Raw genomic sequence first — 19,895 nt, 5'->3', positions numbered from 1 at the left:
GCCCCTCGCGCCTGCTCCTGGTCTGGGCCAGCGACTATGTCTTCGACTATCTAAGCGATAGCGGCTCCGGTCCCCGCTCGTATACAATCGCTGTCTCCGCCAACAGCACCAACGGAGCCGATGGCTCCTGGAAAACGCTGGTGACGGTCACCGCTAACCGTGCCCGCAATCGCGAGCACCTGCTTCCCTTTGCGGGAATGTCCTGGGTAAAGATGACAGTAACTGGGGTCCAGCCGGGCAACAGCGAGCACGAGTTTCTCATCGACGAGATCGACCTTTTTGATGCCTCCAGCACAGCCGCCCTCAACGATACCTTCTTTTGCCTGGGCACCTCGATCACCGCCCTGACCTTTAACCGTTTCAACGAGAATCAGCCGGCCCTGCCCGAGCTGGTGCACACCGCCTATCCTGGGGCCTTTCCCGCTCTGGTCAATGGAGGCATCGGTGGCCAGACGAGCGCTGGCATGCTCCAGCAACTGGATACCTTTCTCGCGCTAAATCCCGACATGCACTACTGGCTGATCGAGGTTGGTACGAACGATGCCTTTGGCCAGGTTGACCCTGCAACCTACCATCAGACCCTGCAGGAGCTAGTGAGCCGCATCAAGCAGGCCGGCCATGTACCAGTTCTGGCCCTCGCCCCCGCCACTAACAGGCCAGGCGATGGCGCCACTCTGAATGCCGAGATTGAGCGGCTGAACAGCGTGGTTCTGGAGATTACGGCGAGCGCCGGACTGATGAAAGGCCCCGACCTCTACAGTCTTTTCGCCAGCCACCCGGGCTACCTGGATCGAGATGGCATCCACCCGAACGCCGCCGGCATTGTAGCCATCAATCGAGCCTGGTTCGAGGCCCTGCGCCCTTATGGTCTCTGGCACTAAGGGCCGCCCTCCCCACCTGGCTGGCCAGGCTCACCTCTCCCTCCCACCCATCTGGGCCCCTCTCTTCATGCTCCGACCCGACCACCAGCCTTCGCCCGCCATGTCTCTGCCAGCCGCCTCGCCTGTCCCTCAGGACCGCACCAGGCAGGCCAGCCCCGAGCCTGGCCTGGACTGGCCCAAGCCTCACAACCACGATGGCTCAAGAGAGGCGAGAGGAGCGGTCCTGCGCTCTGCCCAGGGCGGGGACCCAGTCGCCAGGGAAAGTGGAAGCCCCACCCTCTATCAACCCAACCAAACAGCAGGCAGCGACTGTCACGCGGGCGCGTAGAGGAGTGCGAAGCGCAGTCTCCTGCTTGACTCAGCCCAGGGGTCTCAGGGAGGCCTGGCCAGTCTCCGGCCCTGGTTCCCAGCTCTGGACCGGGGAGCCGCCTTCGGCTGTTTGGGCCTCCTGAGCCAGCAGGCTGGCCTCACCAGCCACGATCTCTTGCCCTTCCGCCCGCTCCAGAGCGAGCGGGGCAACCAGGGCCTCTGTCGACAGCTCCTCTCCCCCTCTCCGTCGACGGAGGGCGGCCTCTACCAGAGCCTTCAAATCGGAGCGTGGAATCGTCCGCCAGAGGGTCGCCGCCGCCAGATAGACAACGAGAGCCACCGGCAAGAGGGCCAGGATCGGCCAGGAGCGCAAGAACCAGACCACCAGCGCCATCGCCAGGCTGGCCGCCAGGGCTTTCAGGGCCACTACCAGGCTGGCTCGTGGCCAGAAGGCCCGGGGAATAAAGGCCAGGAACGGCCCAATAAAGAGCAGCTCAGTCAGCGAGGTCACCAGAGCCGCGCCATCCTGATGATAGAGAGGGATGAGCACCAGATTGAGGCAGAGATTAAAGACCAGGGCCACGCCCGCCATCAACGTCATCTTCCGCTCCTGATGGATGCTCACCAGGACCGTGCTCAGGACCATATTCACGTAGAGAAAGACCAGGCCAGGGGCAAGTAATCGAAGGACATTGAAGGTATGCACAAACTCAGGGCGATGGTAGAGAAAGCCAATAATATTGGGAGCGGCCACCACCATCAGGGTCGCCGCCGGTATGCTACAAAAGAGCAAGAAATTCAGGGATTTCTCGATCGCCAGGCGCAGCGAATCCTGTGATTGCACAGCCAGCTTCGAGAACACGGGGTACATAATGGCCGCGATCACCAGACTGGGCAAGAAATTTAGGGTATCGAAGAGGCGATAGCCGGCGCCGTACCAGCCGACCATCGCGTCGTTGCCCAATAGCGAGAGCAAGATCACATCGAGGCGGTAATAGAGGACGCCGAGCACCCCATAGATCAGAAAAGGCAGACTGGAGCGGAGCAGCAAGCGGATCGTGGCCCCATCCAGGAGAGGGCGGAACCCCACCCAGCGAAAGAAGCAGAGAGCCTGCCAGAGCATATTCAGAAGGGAGCCGCCACAGAGAACCCAGGCCATCGCCACCACGCCAGCCCCGTTCTTGAGGAGCAAGTAACCGAGGAGAGCCGAAGAAGCCTTCTCGAGGATCGTACCCACCACCGGGGCCACATTGCGCTCAAAGGCATAATGGGCGGCGGCAAAGGCCGTCCCCAGGCCCGTGCAGAGTAAGGTCAGCCCGCTGATCATCACCAGCGTACGCACCTCGCCATCGTAGCGCAGCAGCCAGGAGAGCGTCAGGAGCAGGGCGTAGAGGAGGACCCAGGCCAGAGCCTTGATCAGCAGGGTATTAGCCAGGTAGCGCACCGCCCTGCCCGGCTCCTGAGCCACATCGCGCGTTAGCTGCTGGTTAAAGCCCTGCTCCATCGGGAAACCGACCAGGAGGGCGAGCGTCGTAGCGAAGTATAGCTCCCCAAACTTGACATCGCCCAGGAAGCGCCCATAGGCAATGGTCAGCAGCAGAGTTGAGGTCCAGGTGATCACCTGGCCGCCCAGAGAAATCAGCGTATTATAGATCACTCGGCGCAAGCGCTGCATACCCAAACACCTTTCAAGGCCTTTTGTCTGAGAGGCTCTGACCAGGCCAGCGACGCGCTCTGTGCGCGGCTCTCTTCAGGTATAGCAGTCTGAGGTGATGATGGGATAACGATCCAGGTAGAGAAGGGGTGGACTTCAGGCCCTCTTCCGTCCCGCGATCAAACAGAGGCGCGGGATAGGGCTGACCAGCAGCTCCCGAGCCGAGCGCCATTACTGGACAGGGGCGCACAGGCTCTCTATAATGAAGCATGCCCGGCTGAAGAGCCAACGGTCCGAGCAGGGAAAGAGGAGAGCCAGGGCAAGAGCGACCGCCTGGCTCCAGCAGACCCGTCAGGATACGAGAACAGCACGGGAGCTGAAACTTGCAGCAGCCCCACTGCACGCCAGAAGTAGCAGGGACTGCTCCGCCGCTTTGCACAGCCACGCCTGGTATCCCTTGCTAATTCTTCCTTTGCTTGTTTGAGTGTCGAGCGATGCCAATTGATCTCTTGGAGCGGGAGACAGGTCTCCCGGATGAGGTGCTGGTGCGCCGCTGCAAGGAGGAGCTTCCTCGGCAGATTACCAGCAGCTTCGAGCTACTGGTGGCCCGCCACATGCAGCGCGTCTATACGCTGGTCTACAAGATCGTCAATGACAACGAGGAGGCCGAGGACCTGACCCAGGAGGTCTTTCTCAAGGTCTACCGTGCCTTGCCGCGCTTCGATATGCAATGCGCCTTCACAACCTGGCTCTACCGTATTGCCACGAATACGGCCCTGGATGCCCTGGAGCGCACCCAGCGCCAGCGTCAGCAAACCATCCAGATCGAACGCGCTCGCCCTCGCAGCCGGGGAGCAGACGCCTCAAGTGAGCCAGGCCTCAGCGAGCTGCCCGCGCCGGGACCAACCCCCGAGGAGCTGGTGCTGCGGCGCGAGCTGCGCGACTGCATCAACCGCGTTCTGCGCCGCCTGGACCGCGAGCAGATGCGTGTGCTGCTGCTGCGTGACCTGGAAGACATGAGCTACGAGGAGCTGGCTCAGATCCTTCAGGCAAAGTTGAGCGCCGTTAAAATGCGCGTCCATCGGGCCCGTCTGGCTTTTAAGGAACTCTTCGGCGAGTTCTGCGGGAAGATCTATCAGGTACTATCGTTGACCCAGAAGAATCGCCATCAAAAGCGAGAGGAGTAACGCCTGTTATGAACTGTGAAGAGCTGTCTCGGCTGCTGCCGGACCTCGTGGAGGGTACGCTGCCGCCAGCGCTGCAGGCCGAGGCAGAGGCCGCTTTGCCCGATTGCCCAGAATGCCAACGGGAGCTGGAGCTGGCTCGCCAGGTGAGAGCCTTGTTGAGCGCGCTCCAGGCCGAATATAGCGGCCTGCGCCTCCCTCCGGATTTCGAGCGGCGCCTGCTGGCTCGCATTCACACCGAACAGAGTAGCCTGGAGCTGCTCGATCTCTCTTCTCAGGCCCTGCTGCAGTGGCTGATCGATTTCATCAATCTGATTGGGGCCTTGCTCGACCCGGCCACGGGCGCCCTGCGCTTGCAGACCCCACCCGCGTGAGGGTGAATAGCAGAGGTGATGGTTTTCTATGAGCTTGCAGCCGTTACTGCAGTCACTGCTGAGCGTGGGCACCAGCCTCCTGGCCTTCATTCCCCGCCTGGTGAACGGTCTCATTGTTCTTCTGGTTGGCTATTTGCTGAGCTGGCTGGTGCGCTGGCTCCTGCGCTTCCTTTTTCGTCAGACCCGCCTGGAGCTGCTTTTTGAGCGCATTGGGCTGAGACGCTCGCTGGCAGCCCTCGGTATCCGCCTCCCCCTGAGTGAGCTGCTGGCGCAGTTGGCTTTTTTCTTTTTGCTGTTGAGCTTCTCGATCCAGGCCGTGGAGCTGATGGGCCTGACTCCGGTCGCGGCCCTGCTCCAGGCCGTCCTGCTTTTCTTGCCACGCGCCATTAGCGCCGCTCTCTTGCTTCTGCTCGGCTCGCTGCTGGCGCACGTGCTGGGCAATACGGTGAGCACGGTGGCACGCAACGTGAATATCGCCTATGCGGGCGCGCTGGGCCGGCTGATTGAGTATACGGCCGTCGCCTTTCTCTGCGTGCTGGCCCTGGCCACGCTCGGCGTTGAGACGACTCTGCTAACCACCAGCCTGACAATCATTGTGGCCGCCGCCGGCCTGGCCATCGCCCTGACCTTTGCTTTCGGAACGCGCGAGGTGGCCCGCCATGTCATCGCTGGCTACTATGTGCGTCAGCAGTTTCGCCGCGGCCAGCGGCTACGACTGGGCGACTACAGCGGTACGTTGCAGACGACGAGCGGGGCCTATACGACGCTCGAGGTACAGAGCGAAGATGGAAGCCGTCGCCTGATCGCTCTCCCCAATGCCTTGCTCCTGCAAGGTGTGACGATCAGCGAGGAGCCTCCGCCGGCTCCGACCAGCCGAGAAGCCGCCAGCCCTCCTGGCTCCGGCCCGGCCTCCACTGAGAATCAGGCTTCCCCGGAGTCCCAAGAGAGACCTGGGAACCAGGGGACGTCACCCCCCAGCTAGCCCTCCTGGTTCCGGGAAGCGACTGGCAGACAGATAGATAGACAGGCGAGCAGGACAGATCCCTGCCTGGACGTCTGGCCTGCTTTCTGCCATCAGTAACGCTCTATCTTTTCGAGGAGAGGAAAGGAGAGAGAGGAAGACAATGCAGTTCGGGGTAATCGTGCCGCAAGGCTGGCGCCTGGATCTGGTGGATTTTCCCGATCCAGTGGAAGCTTATGAGGCCATGACACAGGTGGCTCGCGAGGCGGAGCGGCTCGGCTTCCGCTCGATCTGGCTCTACGACCACTTTCATACGGTGCCTACGCCGACGCAAGAGCTGACCTTCGAGGCCTGGATGTCTACCGCTGCTCTGGCGCGCGATACGCAGCGCGTCCGCATCGGACAGATTGTGACGTGCAATAGCTATCGTCATCCTGCTCTACTGGCCAAGATGGCGAGCACAGTCGATGTGCTCAGCCACGGACGCCTGATCCTGGGAATCGGGGCCGGCTGGTATGAGCACGAGTATCGAGCCTATGGCTACGAGTTTCCTTCTACTGGCGAGCGCCTGGCTCGTCTGGGCGAGGCCCTCCAGGTGCTCCTGGCCCTGTGGACCCAGGAGGAGGCCTATTTTGAGGGCCGCTATTATCAGGTCCGCGGGGCCATTAATCAGCCCAAAGGGGTGCAGCGCCCCCATATCCCGATCTTAATCGGCGGTAGCGGGGAGAAGGTAACTCTGCGCCTGGTGGCTCTCTACGGCGATGCCTGCAACTTGGGCGGCGATGTGGAGACGATCCGCCATAAGCTCGCGGTACTGCGCCAGCACTGCGAGACCGTGGGCCGCGATTATGAGAGTATCTGGCGCACGGTGATTATCGATGAGTGCGCAATCGCAGAGAGCGAGGCCGAGGCTGTGGCCAAACTGCGACCAGAGCAGCGCGCCGATCTGGAGCGGCTGCGCCGCACTCAGCTCGTCGGCACACCTGAGACTATCCGTGCCCGCGTTGCTGAATATGAAGCCTTGGGCATCCATGAGCTGATTATTCGCTTCGTGGATGCCGCAACTCACCTTGAGTCTCTCCACCTCTTCGCCAAAACATGCCTGCCCGACCCTAAATAGTCCCCATCCCAAGAGAAGCACGCCCTCTATAGTCAACCGGCTGCTTCTCCAGGTCACCCACACCAGCGTCGGGTTCTTCTGACTCTCCAAAGGAAGCCAGAAGAACCCGACGATCTTTCTGCCTCATATTCTGTTGACATCGAAAGCTGTCAATGCTATACTCTCTAGAGCGAATAGACATATACCAAATATCGGTTATCTGAAGTGTCCTGGCCAGGCCGCTGATACCTGTGTGAACGTCTAGAGCCTTCTTTCCCTGCACCACTGGCTTCCTCCCAGGAGGGGGGCGGGGGCGATGTCCTCTGCGGGCGCAGCGGCACCGGCCAGTTTCTTCCTCTGGTCGGCAGCATGAGGCCGCCGTTTGCTTCCATACTATCTGACAGGTTGTTATTTTTAGCCTGCTAACTGCCTGGCGTTCTCGCTCCGATCGGCCTTTATTCAGCTTACTGCGGCCAGTCCGGCGATAGACGAAACCAGCCAGGAGCAGCTGATCAGCTAGAGGGCGGAACCTGGCTTATTATCTCAATTCCTATTCACAACAAGCATGATTAGCAGCTTTTCGATAAGGGGGACTCTCTGCTCCGAGCGGTCTCCAGTGAGAGGTGATAAGGATGTTCTGTATCTACTGTGGTGCCCAGAATGCCGATGACGCTTCCTCTTGCCAGGCATGCCATAAGAGGCTGCCGCCCCTGACCTCGAAACCGAAGGCCAGCGGTTCGCTCTCCTCAGAGAGCAGCGCGCCAGGGACAGGCCGGCTCTATCCCTATCCAGAGCCTTCCGCTCAAGAGTCCAGGCTTTACCCGCCTCCCCCTCCTCGATCCTCCGCTGATCAGCACCCAGACACGCTTGACCTCCCCCTTCTCCCTACGAGAGGCCGCTTTCCTGAGCCAGTTATCCTTGCTGGGGCCTCCCTCGCCTTCATTGGGTTCCTCCTGCCCTGGATTGAGCTGCACATACCGCTGGTTAACCTGCCGCCTCTCTCAGGGATCAACGGTGGCCTCTTTAGCTGGCCTTTGCTGCTACTCTTGATCGCCGCAGTGGGGTTGGCGCTGGCTGAGAAGTCCCTGCTGGAGCAGCGGCCTGAAATGCTCCCCTGGCTCTGCATCGCCCCCGTCGTTGTGGGAACCCTGTTCCTCATGCGAGCTTGTGACATGATTGCCATCGCTATCGGAATTTCAAGCGCGATCGAGAGCTTGCTGAGAGGGTTCTCCTCCAGTTCAAACTCAGCGAGTACGGCCAGCTCTCTGGCCTCGCTGATCACACCAGGGGCTGGTGCTTTCCTGATGCTGCTGGGCGGCCTGTTGATGATATACGGCGCCTGCCGCCGTCTGTCCAAAGTTCTGGAGGACGAGAGTTTCTGAGCCTGCACAGGCGGGAAGGGGCCAGAGCGTTCGTCTACAGGAAAGCTTCTCTACCAAAGGGCAAGAGCGCAGGTCTCCTGGTCTCTCAATCTTCGAGTTCGAGGAGGGCGCTTGTTGCTTAGTCCATTGACAAAATAGCAGGCAAGTGCTATTCTCAAAACGCACTACTGAGGCCCACTGCGAGAAAACGGTAGTCTGCCAGCAGGTTGTTCAGCATCGGGACGAGTAGTGTTTTGCTATGTTTCTAGCAGCACGCACGGCTGACTCGCCAATGTGGGCAAGGTTTCTTTGTTGTCTCTCCACGCTCACTTTGCTCCCCTTCCCGGTGCAGCCGTGATCAGGTTGCCTGCGCCGTCGATCGTGTTGCTTCTTTTTTTGTTTGTAGCTGGCAAGCGAGCGACTCTCTGACTATCGCCCTCCGAGAGAGAAAGGTAGCGGGAAACGTTTGCCGAAGGAGCGAGGTAATGCTGTGCACTTACTGTGGCTTTTCTAACGCTGAGGACGGAGAACACTGTCAGCGATGTGGCCAGCCCCTACCTGCGGCAGCGCCAGCTCCGGCCTCAAGCGCCCCTAGCGCTGCCGGTCCGACCGATCAGAGCGAGCAGCCTCAACGGGCAGCAGGTGACGCGGAGAGAGCCAACAAGGAACAGCCAGCGGCTTCGCCAAAGCCCCCTGTTGTCTCTCAGTCCACCCAGGCGCCTGCCGCATCTATGGACAGTCCCAGGCCGGCGCCCAGGCCGCCGACTACCTCTGCTACTCCGCCCCGGAGCTATTCCGGTCTGGAGTCCACCTCGCGCGAGTGGCCGCTCAGGACGCTGGTTGCCATGGGAGTCATCCCCCTGCGCCGCGATCAGGCCACTCTGGCCATGCTGGGAGGCTGCGCAGCCTGCCTGCTGGGCTTTTTCTTGCCCTGGGTTGAGCTACAGGGCTTTGACCCGCTGCTCCCCGCACAGTTCATGCTCAATGGTACGAGCATTGGGCTGATGACCTGGCTATTGCTGCTGCTGGTTCTGTTGCAGGTAGTACAGTTGCTGGGAGAGCCCTGGCTGCTGAAAAACAATCCCCGGCTGATTGTCTGGCTACCGGCCGCGCCCCTGATCACTGGATCTTTCACGCTGGCCCTGGCCATCTATACGCTTGGCATCTACTTCCGCCTGGTGGGATTGCTGGATCTCGAGGCCCTGAGCGGGGCCACGCCCGGCTCATCAGTATTAGCGATTCGCATTGGGCCAGGCCCATACTTGATTTTAATCGGCAGTTTGGTGATACTGCTCGCTGGATTTTACCGGCTGGCCCAGCTATTGCTGCAAGCCCGCTTCCCCCGCTGACGGCCTCTTGAGCCGAACAGGGCCTGAGCCGGGCCGGCCAGGTGGGCCGTACCCGGCTCAGTTCAGGGTGCTTCTATCTGGATTTCGGCTCGCCGCGCCTCGCCTCCTGCTGCAAGGAAGGTCAGCAGGCGCTCCGCCTCTTGCAAGAGTTCCTGACGCTGGGTCCCAGGGAGCGAAGTCCAGGGAGCGATCAGCAGCTTCAGGCGATCGCCCTGACGCCGGACAGTCCAGGTACCGGCGACAAAGCCATCGATGAGAATGGTGGCCGCAACCCGCCCTGCCGAGAGAAAAACGGCCCGGCGATAGGTGGCAGGTATGATCCGCTCGCGCCGGGCGTAGGCGATCAACAGGTTGTCAAAACTGGGCAGAAAACGCACTGGAGCGGGGAAATCCTCCGGCGGGAGCGGCTGCTCTGGCAGGTCCCATAGCTCTTGACCCTGTTCATCGCGATAGGAACGAAGATCGCTGCCCAGGGAACGCACGATAGGAGCCAGGCCAGTGAGTCCCGACCAGGTCTGCAGATCTTTGAGGCTGGCCGGCCCAAAGGCCGCCAGATAGCGCCGTACGAGCAGGCGTCGCCCTTCTTCAGCCGACCACGGCTCATCCTTCTGGCGCAACCAGTCGAAGGCGAGCGCGTAGCGCGGGTTACTGTCAAAACCCCAGGCTTGTGCTTGATCGGGAACCTGAACCAGAGGAAGGCCCATCCGAACAAGATAGGCGATGAAAGCTGGCTCCAGCTCAGGGAAACGCTCTGCCAAACGCTGGCGGAGCAGGGCAAAGGTGGAAGGTTCCTCTTGGAGAAGAGCGCGCGCGGCCTCCAAAACAGCAGCCTGGATCGCAGGATCCTGCCCACGGGGAAAGAAGGATTGCAGCGAGCGGCTCAGGACAGGTCGCAGTGCTGGCTGCCAGCAGAGGTAGTCGGCTGCGCTCACGAGATGGAGAGTGGCGCGCATCATAGTGGCACGCACTACCTGTCTCCTATGGAAGAGGGCAAGCAGGGCCTCTTTCTCGAAGCCGAGGAGGCGCGTCCATAGTCCGACAAAAGGGGGAACTACAAGTTGAGCTTGAAGGCCTGCCAGATGCTCGATGGCTTCCAGCGGAGAGGCAGCGACACGCTCGAGGAGCCATTGGCGCGCCAGCGAGGCCCGATTGAGCTGGCGCAGGCTTAGGGTCGTCTTCCTCATGTCTGAGGTCTCTCTTTCTCTCGTGGCACTCTGAGACATTCTCTTCAGCTATGTTCTCGGCCACCAGCGATGAGCAGGAAATGGTTCCAACAAACAAAAAGACAGGCTGTTAGCCAGGCAGGGGGAGAGAACGGCTGGGGAAAAAATCCCTGGGCTTCTCTTACGGCCCCCGGGACTGGCCTCGCCCGGCTCTCTGTGTTATCCTATTCTTCAACAAAGGCAAGCAGTGGTCCTTGCTGTGTCATCCAAGCTATAGGAAAACCAGTGTATCGGATGGCATAGCTCGGGACCTGGCGAGCGAGCGAGCAGGCGTGCAGCAGGCGAACGGTCTGCTGCACATGTCTTTGCTTTGCCAGCCGGCAGCAAGAAGCGAGCGAGTCTAGCGAGGAAAGCCGTGCGCACGGGAACAGCACAGGTACTCACCATCTATCTGGGTGAGGCGGATCAGTGGCACGGGCAACCCCTCTACGTGGCCATATTGCAGCTACTGCGTGAGGAGGGCTGCGCTGGGGCAACAGCTCTGCGAGCCATCGCAGGGTACGGTGCGAGCGCGCGCCTGCATGAGGGGCATGGTCTCCGCTGGTCGTCTGATGCCACGGTCGTGATTCAGGTGATCGATCAATCCGCCCGCATCGAGCGGTTGTTGCCTCGTCTGAGGACAATGGTGCGCGGCGGCCTGATCACCCTGCACGAGGTGGAAGTGGTCCAGTATAGCCTGGCCCAGCCTCAGCGTTTACCGGCCCATCGCACCGTGGGGCAGGTCATGGCGACCAAGGTGACCGCTGTCCGGCCCGAGACGCCAGTGTCTCAGGTGGTGAGCATGTTGCTACAGGCCCCTTTCCGCGCTCTGCCGGTGGTTGATGAGCAGCGACACCTGCTTGGACTGATCACGACCGGCGATTTGATCCGCTCGGGTGCGCTGCCGCTGCGCCGCGGCCTGATACGCACAGCTCTGGCTCTGGATGAGGCAACAGCAGCGCAGATGCGCGCCCCCCTGGGGCAGGCCGGGCAGAGCGCTCGCACGGCGGCGGAGGCCATGAATCGTCAGGTGCGTACGGTGCGCCCAGAGCAGTCGCTGCGCGAGGCGGCTCGCCTCATGGCGGAGACGGGCTTGCGCCGGCTGCCGGTCGTGGACGCTGAGGGCCACCTGATTGGCATGCTCTCACGTACAGATCTCCTGCGCGCCATTGTCAGCAGTCCCCTGGCCAGCGGTGATGAGGAGAAGGAAACGAGCGGTGGTCAGGTCCAGCTCGCTTCCAGCGGGGCAATGGCCCCACCGAGTCTGGTCGATTATGTGCGCCGCGAGGTGGCAACGGTGCATGAGGAGACGCCTCTGGCCGAGGTTCTCGACTCGCTGCTGCGGTCGCCACTGAAAAGGGTGGTGGTCGTCGATGATGAACGCCATGTGCGGGGGATCATCAGCGATGTCGATGTGCTGGCGCACCTGCAAGCAGAGCAGCGTCCCCGCTTCCTGTCCCTGCTGAGCCGGCTGGCTCGCGGTCGCGAAAAAGAACCGGTACCTCCCGAGGGCGCTTTCCACCTCCCTGGTCTAACGGCTCCCCCACGGCGCGCCAGCGATGTGATGAATCGCTCCGTGGTAACCGTGCTTTCCTCGGCGACAGTTCAGGAGGCCATTGCTTCGATGATGAGAACAGGTCGGAAGGTGCTACCGGTTGTGGATGACGATGGGCGCCTTGTGGGTATTGTGGGACGCTCCGATTTGCTACGCGTTTTGCTGGAAGATGATAAAAATGCTTTATAATAGTTCTCTTCTCTCGAGAGATGACCAGGACCTGCCCGCGCGAACAGGCCAACGTCTACGGATCTTTGTGGGCGAGGCCGAGGTCTGGAAGGGCAAGCCTCTATATAGAGCCATTCTGGAGGAGGCCCAACGCTACAAGATGGCCGGCGCTACGGTGCTGCGTGGGATCGAGGGTTTCGGTCCCGCCCATCATCTGGTGAGCGAGCGCCTGCCCGACATTGCCGACAATCTGCCCCTCATCATAGAGCTGGTCGATAGCGAGGAACAGATAGAGCGCTTTTTGCCCGTGGTCGGGGAGATGGTTGGCCACGGGCTGATCACGCTGACACCGGTGACGATCGTCTCTCCGGCGACCCGGTCAGGGGGATCACTATGACCCTGGCGATGTTGGGGCAGTTGATGGCAACTGGACTGGCGGGAGCCTTGGGAGCCTTGAGCCGCTACTTGCTTGGACGCTTTATCTCGGCGCGGGCGGCAACGGCCCTGCCTCTGGGAACGCTGGTCATCAACTTAAGCGGGGCTTTCGCCATTGGGCTGCTGTTCGCTCTGGCGCAGGAGCATGTGATCAGTACGATGGTGCAGAGTGTCCTGGCGACCGGCTTTCTGGGAGGCTACACGACGTTTAGCACGATGAGCTGGGAAGGGGTTGAGCTGCTGCGCGACGGTAGTGGCTGGTTGGGCCTGCTCTACCTGGTCGGCAGCCTGCTGCTGGGTCTGCTGGCGGCGGCTGGGGGCCTGGCTGTGGGGAGGTGGCTCTAGTGGCGCAGGCGCTTTCGGCCCGGCGGCGCCTGGGGGCCGTTCTGATCGGCGGCTTCTGTGGAACGCTGGCCCGGGCCTTGCTGAGTCCCTGGCTCCAGGCCTCCTTCGGCAAGAGCTGGCCGTACGATATTCTGCTGATCAACGTCAGCGGGGCGCTGGTGCTGGCCCTGGTGACGGTTCTGGCGGAGGCCACCTTCCTCATCGGCCCTACTCGCCGGCTATTGATCACGGTCGGCTTCTTGGGAGCCTACACGACCTTTAGTAGTCTGGCCCTGGGAGATGTCCTGCTTCTGGAGGCTGGGCGCTGGGCGGCTGCTCTGCTTTATCTGGTGCTGAGCCTGGGCGGTGGCATTCTCGCTGTTGTCCTGGGGCGCTGGCTCGGTGAGCGTTGTCTGGACCTGCGTGGCAGATGGCGTCAGCTTCGGCTGTCGGCAGCTTCCTCCGCTGATCGCCGCGCTGCCGGCGCTCAGGATCGGGTTCATGCCGGACAGGCGGCGACCGAGACCGCCACTGAGCGTTCCTCTACTCTCTCTCCGTCGGTCCAGACGGGCCCTGGCTCACGGCCCAGGCGCTCCTGACTGGCCGCTGTTGGGGGAAGCGACGGTCAGGTTGAAAGTGGCGCTGAGGTCGTCGAAGCCCAGACGCCTGACGATCAGCGAGAGCTGCCAGTGGCCGCTCATGCTGATGGCGCTGGCCACGGCACGATAACGGCCCGCCTCGCCCGGCACGGGGCTGAGAGATATTTCCTGGATCCCCATGACCATGTCGGTCATGGTGCAGCGCAGCAGAACGCTGTCGCCGGGGCCGAGCCTGAGCGGACGCCCCTGGCTATCGCGCAGCTCGACGGCAAAGGTGTTGCTTCCAGGCCGGCCGGGATTGATAACGAAGCTGTAGCTGAGGTCTCCCATCCGTCCCTGATAGATGAGAGGGCCTTTGGTGCCGTCGGCAACGAGGTTAGCTGGCGGGGGACTGAGACTGGTCAGGATGCCCACAATGATGAGCAGCAGCAAGGCCAGGCTCCCTTCCCAGCGTGCAGCTCGCACAAAGAGGCGCTGGAGACGTCCGGCGGCGAAGGAGGCGGCTCCGCTTTGGCGATCGGGCCGACGGGCCAGCCCTCGCAGGCGGGGACCAACGAAGAAGCCGTTGATCGCCCCCAGCAGGAGGAGCAGGGCGAAGGTTAGGGTCTTGCCCAGCAAGGCCCGTCCGTAGTCGCTGCTGATGAGGGCCGCAGGCGAGGGCAAGAGGATGAGCGCCTCCAGTCCTCCGGCCAGCGCCAGCAGGAGGACCGCCGGTATGGCCAGCCGGGTGAAGCGCCCGATTTCAACGGCCAACAGGCGAGTACGGTCGCCTGTGCCTGGGACGAGCTTCCCCAGGGCCGGCGGCAGGAGAACGACCAGGGCCAGGAGGGTACCAATCCAGACCGAGCTGGCCACCAGATGGAGCGTATCGAGCGGCAGCAGGAGCAGAGCCTGTCGGCTGGCAGCAGCGTGCGAGTTGAGCACTTCTGTGAGCATGAGCAGGCCACCGAGCGGCAGTAGTCCCGTAAGCGCCCAGCTCCCCCACCAGCCGTGCCGGCGAGAGCGGAGCAAGCCAAGGCCCCAGCAGCCCCAGGCGAGCAGTAAGAGGACCAGACGGACCAGCCAGATGGTGCCGAAGCGACTGCGAGCGATTTCGCCCAGGATCTTTTCCTCATAGAGAAGCTGCCAGGGGGCCAGGCCGCTGAAGATCCAGCCTTGATAGCACCAGAAGCCCAGCCAGCCCAGACTGAGGATCAGCAGAATGGCGAGCAGATAGCGCAGGCTGAGACGCTTGACGAGTTGCTCGGCCGCCGCTAGTTCGGTTCCCACCTGCTTCCTAACCTGAACGACGCCTGGCCGCCAGATGGAGAGGAGGAAAAGAGGGAGACCGGCAAGGGCAAAGAGGCCAAGGATGTTGAGCCAGCGCAGGCCAACACTCCAGGGGTTGAGATTGGCACTGGTGGGAGCAAACTGGCTGAGCAGAGCATCGGTATTGCTCGGAAGCGGGCCAGCCCCAACGACAAAGCTGAAACTGCCGGTGACTTCGTGACCGTCCTCGGCAGAGACGTTGTGAAAGAGCACGGTGTAGGGGCCGTCGGGTAGATGTGGAGGGAGATCGACGACCAGAGCATAGGGATCGCCTGGCACGCCCCGGCTGTTGTGGAGATCGATACGCTGCCGCCCCTGATCCCAGACCTGCAGCTCGCTGAAGGCAGCTTCGATGCGCTCGGTAAACCAGACCTTGACCTGGCGCGGGGCCTGACCACCAGGCAGGCGCGCATTGGCGGCGGGAATGCTGTGGTCGTATTGGGCATGCCAGGGCCGCAGCGACGAGGCATGAGCACTGCCCGAAGCGATGATCAGGCCCAGAGCCAGCGTACAAAGCGCTCCCCACCAGCAGAGCAGACGGGGCAGCGGCGCCGGCCATGAGGGGTGGTTTCCACTCGAATAACGGCTTGGCTGATGCATTGTCGTGCCTGCACGATTGGGATGGTGGAGTGGTCAGATGGCCCCATCGGCCCTTCCTCCTGGCCAGGACAGAGCCACCTGACCACGTCAGAGAGAGGGAAAGGAACTGGATAGCAATCCGGTCCGGTCCGGCTTAGCCGCGTAGCCGCTCCTCTACTGCCGGGGTCGCCGCGCTAAGACGGCCCCCAGAGGAAGAGGTGGCCGCACGGCGCCAGGCGAAGAGGCCGAGCAGGAGGCCCACCAGCCCAAGGACAGCTCCAGTCACCCCCAGGCCACTCGCCAGCGTGGCCCGCCCTTCTACAGCCTTGAGCTGGTCAGGCGTCACCGGTACGCTGGAGGCGCTACTGCCGGCCTCTGCCGGATAGCCGGGAATGACCTTGACGTCGCTGAAGGTGTTGGGGCCGCTGGTAAAGGTTTCGTCGATCTTGAGACCCTCAAGGGTACCAAAGATATGGAAGGTGTAGGTACCTGGACGAGTGGGCATGAAATAGGCGACGTATTTGCCGGGCTGCCCCCAGCGCGCTTGAATGGGCAGGCTGACTGGACTTGCTGAGGCGAAGCGCACCTCCAATTTGAGGGTCTTCTCAGCGCCAACCACGGGATTGGCCAGCGTCGGGCCACCGCTCATGCTCATGTTCCCCATGCTGTTCTGCTGGCCCGCGCTATAGCTGCACTCGTTGCCTTTGCAGATGGTCAGGTCGAGGCTGTTTTGCTGTTGGGCATAGGCCGGTTCATTGAGGAAGCCTACAATAAAGGTGTAGGGACCGACGTGACGACGCTCGTGAGCCGAAACGACTCCTGTGGTCAAGAGCAAGCAGACAAGAGCCAGCCCCAGGGCCAGCCCTCCTGTACGCATAAGTCTCCTGATAGAGGCCATGGGTGATACTCCTTCCTTCCTTCCTTCCCTGCCAGGCTCTTCAAAAGACATTCTGCCCTCATACGCTAGCAGCAAGACCAGGTCCAGCCAGCCGCGCATGGTCAATCAGGGCAGAACCGAACGGTTTGTTCAGCGCTCGGTGGGCCAGTCGGGCCTTGTGGCCTTCTCAGGCCCTGCTCAGTCGCCGACTGTCTCCGTCCGCCGACAGAGAAGAGCATAAGATAGAAGTAAGCGCTTGTGTATTGGGAGGGTGCTCTATTCTCGGCGCAGCCAGGCCCTACGGTTTTTTCCTAACCTGGGAGCAGTCTGCCAGCAGGATCGTCGCGCAGCCTCAGCATTCTACCCGAGGGCTTTCGGCCGGAGAACGCCTCTCTCTCCCTTGAGCAGATCGGCTGCTGTGATCCAGGCGCGGGCACATGGGAAGACCAGTCCTGATAGCCAGGAGGCAAGAGGCGAAACGAGAGCAAAGAGGGAGTAGATCCCCCGGCTCTACAGGTAGGCAGGTAAGCGGGTAGGAGGAGCGTTCCTAGCCCTGGGCCTCGCCTGGCGCCGGCTGAGGAGGATGAAAGGCTATAGCCCCCGCCAGCACGAGGTCAACCAGATGCTCAAGGTAGCGGTCAAGCTGGTGAAGCATCTCTTGATAGAGATGATGGGGCGTGGCGAGCAGGTGGTTGAGCACTGCCCCGGCAACAATGTCGGTCAGCAGCGTTGCCGAGGTACCAGGCGGCAGTTGACCCCGCTCGACGGCTCGCCGAACAATGGCTCGCGCGGCCAGAATGTCTTTGGCAAAGCGCTCTTGCATGGGACCCAGCAGTTCGGGATACCTCCGCGCTTCCAGAGCCACACGCAGCAGGAGCCAGCCTTCGGGACCAAGATAGACAGCCGCCATCTGGCGCGCAAAGTCGAGAAGGTCTTGACGGACAGAGCCGCTATCACTCAGCTGCAACGAGAGCGTTCGGGCCGCCAGGGCATCCAGGAGAAGCTTTTCTTTGGTGGGCCAGCGCAGATAGAGGGCCGATTTGCCAACGCTGGCCCGACGGGCTACAGCGTCATAGGTGAGGCCCGGCCAGCCAGCTTCGTTATAGAGTTCCAACACCGCAGTGTAGACCCGATTCTCTAGCTCTGGATCACGCGGTCGCCCAACGGCGTTTGCTCTCTCAGCTCCCATATTCTCTATTGTAGCATAGTCGCTCTCTCCACCCCAGGCCATTCCCTCTCCCAACCCGCCCGGCCCCCCAGGCAACCCTTGACAGCCAGCCCTCTCCGCGGGTAAGATACGGACAGAAATCGTCCGTTTTTTTTTACTTACGCCAGGTCCAATGGATTGCGGAGGGTAGAGCCTGCGTCGAGGCGGGGATGAGGCGGCTGCCGGTAATCAGGCAGACAGTTAGAAGACATGGATAAGGGAGAAGACCCCCTTTCTCTATCCTGTCCAGCCATCCATTCGCTGTAGCTCATCCAAAGGAGGGCACTTGTCATGACGCAGCCATCGGCCAGGCCTGCCGAGGTCCCCTATCCTCCTCAGCGGCTGCACGGCCTCTTCAACCCCAAGAGCATAGCGGTCGTTGGAGCCTCGGAGAAGTCTTCCTGGTCCAGGTATCTGCATTACCTGCTGCACAGCGAGCACTTCACAGGACCTGTCTATTACGTGAACCCACGTGGCGGAAGCGTCCACGGCCAACCAGCCTACCGGCGTCTCGCCGAGGTCGGCTCAGCGATCGACCTGGCCCTGATCATTGTCCCAGCCCAGGCTGTGCTTGGGGTATTACAGGAGATGGCTGAGGCAGGGGTAGGCAATGGGGTCATCATCACCGCCGGCTTCGCCGAGCAAGGACCAGCGGGAGAGTCTCTCCAACAGGAGCTAGCGGCCTTTGCGCGTGCCCATGATCTGGCCTTACTTGGGCCTAACTGCCTGGGCTATGTGAACGTTGTGGGAGGGATCCCGGCGATGCCCAGCCCTTACCCTCCAGTAATTCCCGGCAAAGTCGCCCTTATCTCGCAGAGTGGCGCCCTGACTAGCACGCTTTTCAGCTATGCCTATCTCCAGCATATTGGGCTGAGCGCCCTTGTCAGCACCGGCAACGAGGCCGTGATCTCCATGAGCGAGATCATGGACTACTACGTGGAAGATGAAGCCACGGAAGTCATCGCCCTCTTCATAGAGAGCGTGCGTTCCCCTGAGCGCTTTCGTCAGGTTGCGCAGAAAGCCCTGGCGAGGGCCAAACCCGTTGTGGCGCTCAAGATTGGGCGCAGCGAGCGCAGCGCGCGCATCGCCCAGGCCCACACCGGGGCCTTGGTTGGCGATGACCGGATCTACGATGCCCTGTTCCGCCAGCTTGGCATCATGCGCGTCAACTCCATCGAGGAGCTGCTGATCACCGCTGGCACCCTGGCCCAGACAGGTCTTCTTCCTGGCAAGCGGCTCGCCTTCGTCGCTCTCTCGGGCGGCTCCTGCGACCTCGTCGCCGATTATGCGGAACAATACGGCTTCGAGCTACCCGAGTTCACAGAGAGCACCAGGCAGGCGCTGAGCGACCTCCTGCCAGATCTCGGTCCAGCGAACAATCCACTGGACACCACCGGAGCCGTGGTCAACCGGCCCCAGCTCTTCGAGGAGATTTTGCAGCGCGTCGGGGCCGATCCGGGCCTTGACCTGCTCGTCTGCGCGCACAGTCTCCCCTCAGAAGAGCAGAGCGAGCAGGTGCGTTCTTTCAACATGAGGCTATTGCAGCACGTCGTCGCAGGGCTAGGCAGCAGTTCCCATCCGGCCTTTCTTCTCGACTTCGTCAGCAGCGATCTCCGCGGGCCAGCACGGGAAGCTGTGGAGCGCTATAGCTGGCCGTTCATTCCCGGCGGCATTGAGCGCGGGCTACAGGCTCTGGCCAGGGCGGCATGGTGGTCAGAAGAGCGGCGTCGCTTCGCCCGGCAGCCGGTCGCCGGTTCGCGGGAGCACGAGCCATCGCCTGTGCCGCCAGTATTGCCGGAATCCGGGGTCCAGAGCTGGTCAGAATGGCAGGTGCGCCATCTGCTGGAAGCATATGGCCTGCCTCTGGTCCCGGCGCACCTGGTTCAGAGCACCGACGAAGCGGTAGCGGCAGCCAGACAGATCGGCTGGCCTGTGGCATTGAAAATTGTCTCCCCCGATATCCAGCACAAAAGCGACGTAGGAGGAGTACGGCTTAACTTGCGCAGCGAGCAGGAGGTTGCCGCCGCCTTTGCAGAGATAGTCCGGGCCGTTGAGAGCCTCCGCCCGGCAGCTCGCAGGGAAGGCCTCCTTGTCAGTCCGATGCGCAGCGATGGGCTAGAACTCCTCGTGGGAATCGTGCATGATTCTCTTTGGGGCCAGGTGTTAGCTGTCGGCCTCGGGGGCCTCTGGGTCGAGGCTTTCCGGGAGACCAGCCTGCGCGTTCTGCCGGTCTCCCGCGAGGATATCCACCAGATGCTCAACGAGTTGCGTGGGCGACCCTTGCTCTCCGGAGCTCGCGGCAGCCCACCTGCCGATATAGAACAGCTCGTGGAAGTAATCTATCGCCTCTGCCAGCTTGCACAGGCCCTGGGCCAGCGGCTAGAGGCTTTAGAGATCAATCCCCTGCGCATCCACGGATCGCAGATCGAGGTTCTGGATGCGCTGCTGAGCTGGCGCTAAGCGCCTGGC

16 protein-coding genes are annotated in these 19,895 nt (G+C 61.8%); 11 read left to right on the top strand and 5 right to left on the bottom strand.

The window, feature by feature from the left end:
• A partial coding sequence (locus ACFMO7_RS11035; RefSeq protein ID WP_376795543.1) for an SGNH/GDSL hydrolase family protein occupies positions 1–881 on the top strand: 881 nt, incomplete at its 5' end.
• Positions 882–1,239: 358 nt separating this feature from the next.
• On the opposite strand, the gene ACFMO7_RS11030 is transcribed toward ACFMO7_RS11035, so the two are convergent.
• Positions 1,240–2,865, bottom strand: coding sequence for a flippase (locus tag ACFMO7_RS11030; RefSeq protein ID WP_376795542.1), 1,626 nt, complete (start codon positions 2,863–2,865; stop codon positions 1,240–1,242).
• Positions 2,866–3,338: 473 nt separating this feature from the next.
• On the opposite strand from ACFMO7_RS11030, the gene ACFMO7_RS11025 reads away from it, so the two are divergent.
• From ACFMO7_RS11025 to ACFMO7_RS11005, 5 genes are all read left to right on the top strand, one after another.
• Positions 3,339–4,031, top strand: coding sequence for an RNA polymerase sigma factor (locus tag ACFMO7_RS11025; RefSeq protein WP_376795541.1), 693 nt, complete (start codon positions 3,339–3,341; stop codon positions 4,029–4,031).
• 8 nt (positions 4,032–4,039) lie between these two features.
• Entirely contained in the window at positions 4,040–4,402 is a 363-nt protein-coding gene (locus ACFMO7_RS11020) for an anti-sigma factor family protein (protein ID WP_376795540.1), read from the top strand.
• 28 nt (positions 4,403–4,430) lie between these two features.
• Complete coding sequence (locus tag ACFMO7_RS11015) at positions 4,431–5,384, top strand: hypothetical protein (RefSeq protein ID WP_376795539.1); 954 nt, start codon at positions 4,431–4,433, stop codon at positions 5,382–5,384.
• Positions 5,385–5,526: 142 nt separating this feature from the next.
• On the top strand, positions 5,527–6,483 hold the full coding sequence (locus ACFMO7_RS11010) for an LLM class F420-dependent oxidoreductase (RefSeq protein WP_376795538.1): 957 nt from the start codon (positions 5,527–5,529) through the stop codon (positions 6,481–6,483).
• A gap of 2,185 nt (positions 6,484–8,668) precedes the next feature.
• Positions 8,669–9,172: a hypothetical protein gene (locus ACFMO7_RS11005; RefSeq protein WP_376795537.1), complete on the top strand. Its 504-nt coding sequence runs from the start codon at positions 8,669–8,671 to the stop codon at positions 9,170–9,172.
• A 62-nt stretch (positions 9,173–9,234) separates the two neighbouring features.
• Here ACFMO7_RS11005 and ACFMO7_RS11000 read toward each other — a convergent pair whose 3' ends face one another.
• Positions 9,235–10,356 carry a winged helix DNA-binding domain-containing protein gene (locus tag ACFMO7_RS11000; protein ID WP_376795536.1) on the bottom strand — a complete coding sequence of 374 codons (1,122 nt, stop codon included), beginning with the start codon at positions 10,354–10,356 and terminating at the stop codon, positions 9,235–9,237.
• Positions 10,357–10,750: 394 nt separating this feature from the next.
• Between ACFMO7_RS11000 and ACFMO7_RS10995 the strand changes: the two genes are divergently transcribed.
• Genes ACFMO7_RS10995 through crcB (ACFMO7_RS10980) form a run of 4 tightly spaced genes read left to right on the top strand, consistent with a single transcriptional unit; the run spans position 10,751 to position 13,455 of the window.
• Positions 10,751–12,118 (top strand): DUF190 domain-containing protein, encoded by a 1,368-nt coding sequence (locus tag ACFMO7_RS10995; protein ID WP_376795535.1) that lies wholly within the window; start codon positions 10,751–10,753, stop codon positions 12,116–12,118.
• A complete protein-coding gene (locus ACFMO7_RS10990) occupies positions 12,108–12,494 on the top strand; it encodes a DUF190 domain-containing protein (protein WP_376795534.1) in 387 nt (128 codons plus the stop codon). Before ACFMO7_RS10995 ends, ACFMO7_RS10990 begins: the two co-directional genes overlap by 11 nt.
• Positions 12,491–12,877 carry a fluoride efflux transporter CrcB gene (gene crcB, locus ACFMO7_RS10985; RefSeq protein ID WP_376795533.1) on the top strand — a complete coding sequence of 129 codons (387 nt, stop codon included), beginning with the start codon at positions 12,491–12,493 and terminating at the stop codon, positions 12,875–12,877. The genes ACFMO7_RS10990 and crcB (ACFMO7_RS10985) overlap by 4 nt, the downstream gene beginning before the upstream one ends.
• Positions 12,877–13,455 carry a fluoride efflux transporter CrcB gene (crcB, locus tag ACFMO7_RS10980; RefSeq protein ID WP_376795532.1) on the top strand — a complete coding sequence of 193 codons (579 nt, stop codon included), beginning with the start codon at positions 12,877–12,879 and terminating at the stop codon, positions 13,453–13,455. Before crcB (ACFMO7_RS10985) ends, crcB (ACFMO7_RS10980) begins: the two co-directional genes overlap by 1 nt.
• On the opposite strand, the gene ACFMO7_RS10975 is transcribed toward crcB (ACFMO7_RS10980), so the two are convergent.
• From ACFMO7_RS10975 to ACFMO7_RS10965, 3 genes are all read right to left on the bottom strand, one after another.
• Positions 13,435–15,363, bottom strand: a complete 1,929-nt coding sequence (locus ACFMO7_RS10975; RefSeq protein WP_376795531.1) for a copper resistance protein CopC — start codon at positions 15,361–15,363, stop codon at positions 13,435–13,437. The genes crcB (ACFMO7_RS10980) and ACFMO7_RS10975 overlap by 21 nt on opposite strands.
• 133 nt (positions 15,364–15,496) lie before the next feature.
• Complete coding sequence (locus tag ACFMO7_RS10970) at positions 15,497–16,219, bottom strand: hypothetical protein (protein WP_376795530.1); 723 nt, start codon at positions 16,217–16,219, stop codon at positions 15,497–15,499.
• Positions 16,220–16,766: 547 nt separating this feature from the next.
• Entirely contained in the window at positions 16,767–17,450 is a 684-nt protein-coding gene (locus ACFMO7_RS10965; RefSeq protein WP_376795529.1) for a TetR/AcrR family transcriptional regulator, read from the bottom strand.
• Positions 17,451–17,717: 267 nt separating this feature from the next.
• Here ACFMO7_RS10965 and ACFMO7_RS10960 point away from each other — a divergent pair, with 267 nt between their 5' ends.
• A complete protein-coding gene (locus ACFMO7_RS10960; protein WP_376795528.1) occupies positions 17,718–19,886 on the top strand; it encodes an acetate--CoA ligase family protein in 2,169 nt (722 codons plus the stop codon).
• The last annotated feature ends 9 nt before the right edge of the window (positions 19,887–19,895 follow it).

Origin of the sequence: Thermogemmatispora sp. (assembly GCF_042408735.1) — a bacterium.
GTDB lineage: Bacteria > Chloroflexota > Ktedonobacteria > Ktedonobacterales > Ktedonobacteraceae > Thermogemmatispora.
This window is presented reverse-complemented; position numbering and strand designations above follow the sequence as displayed.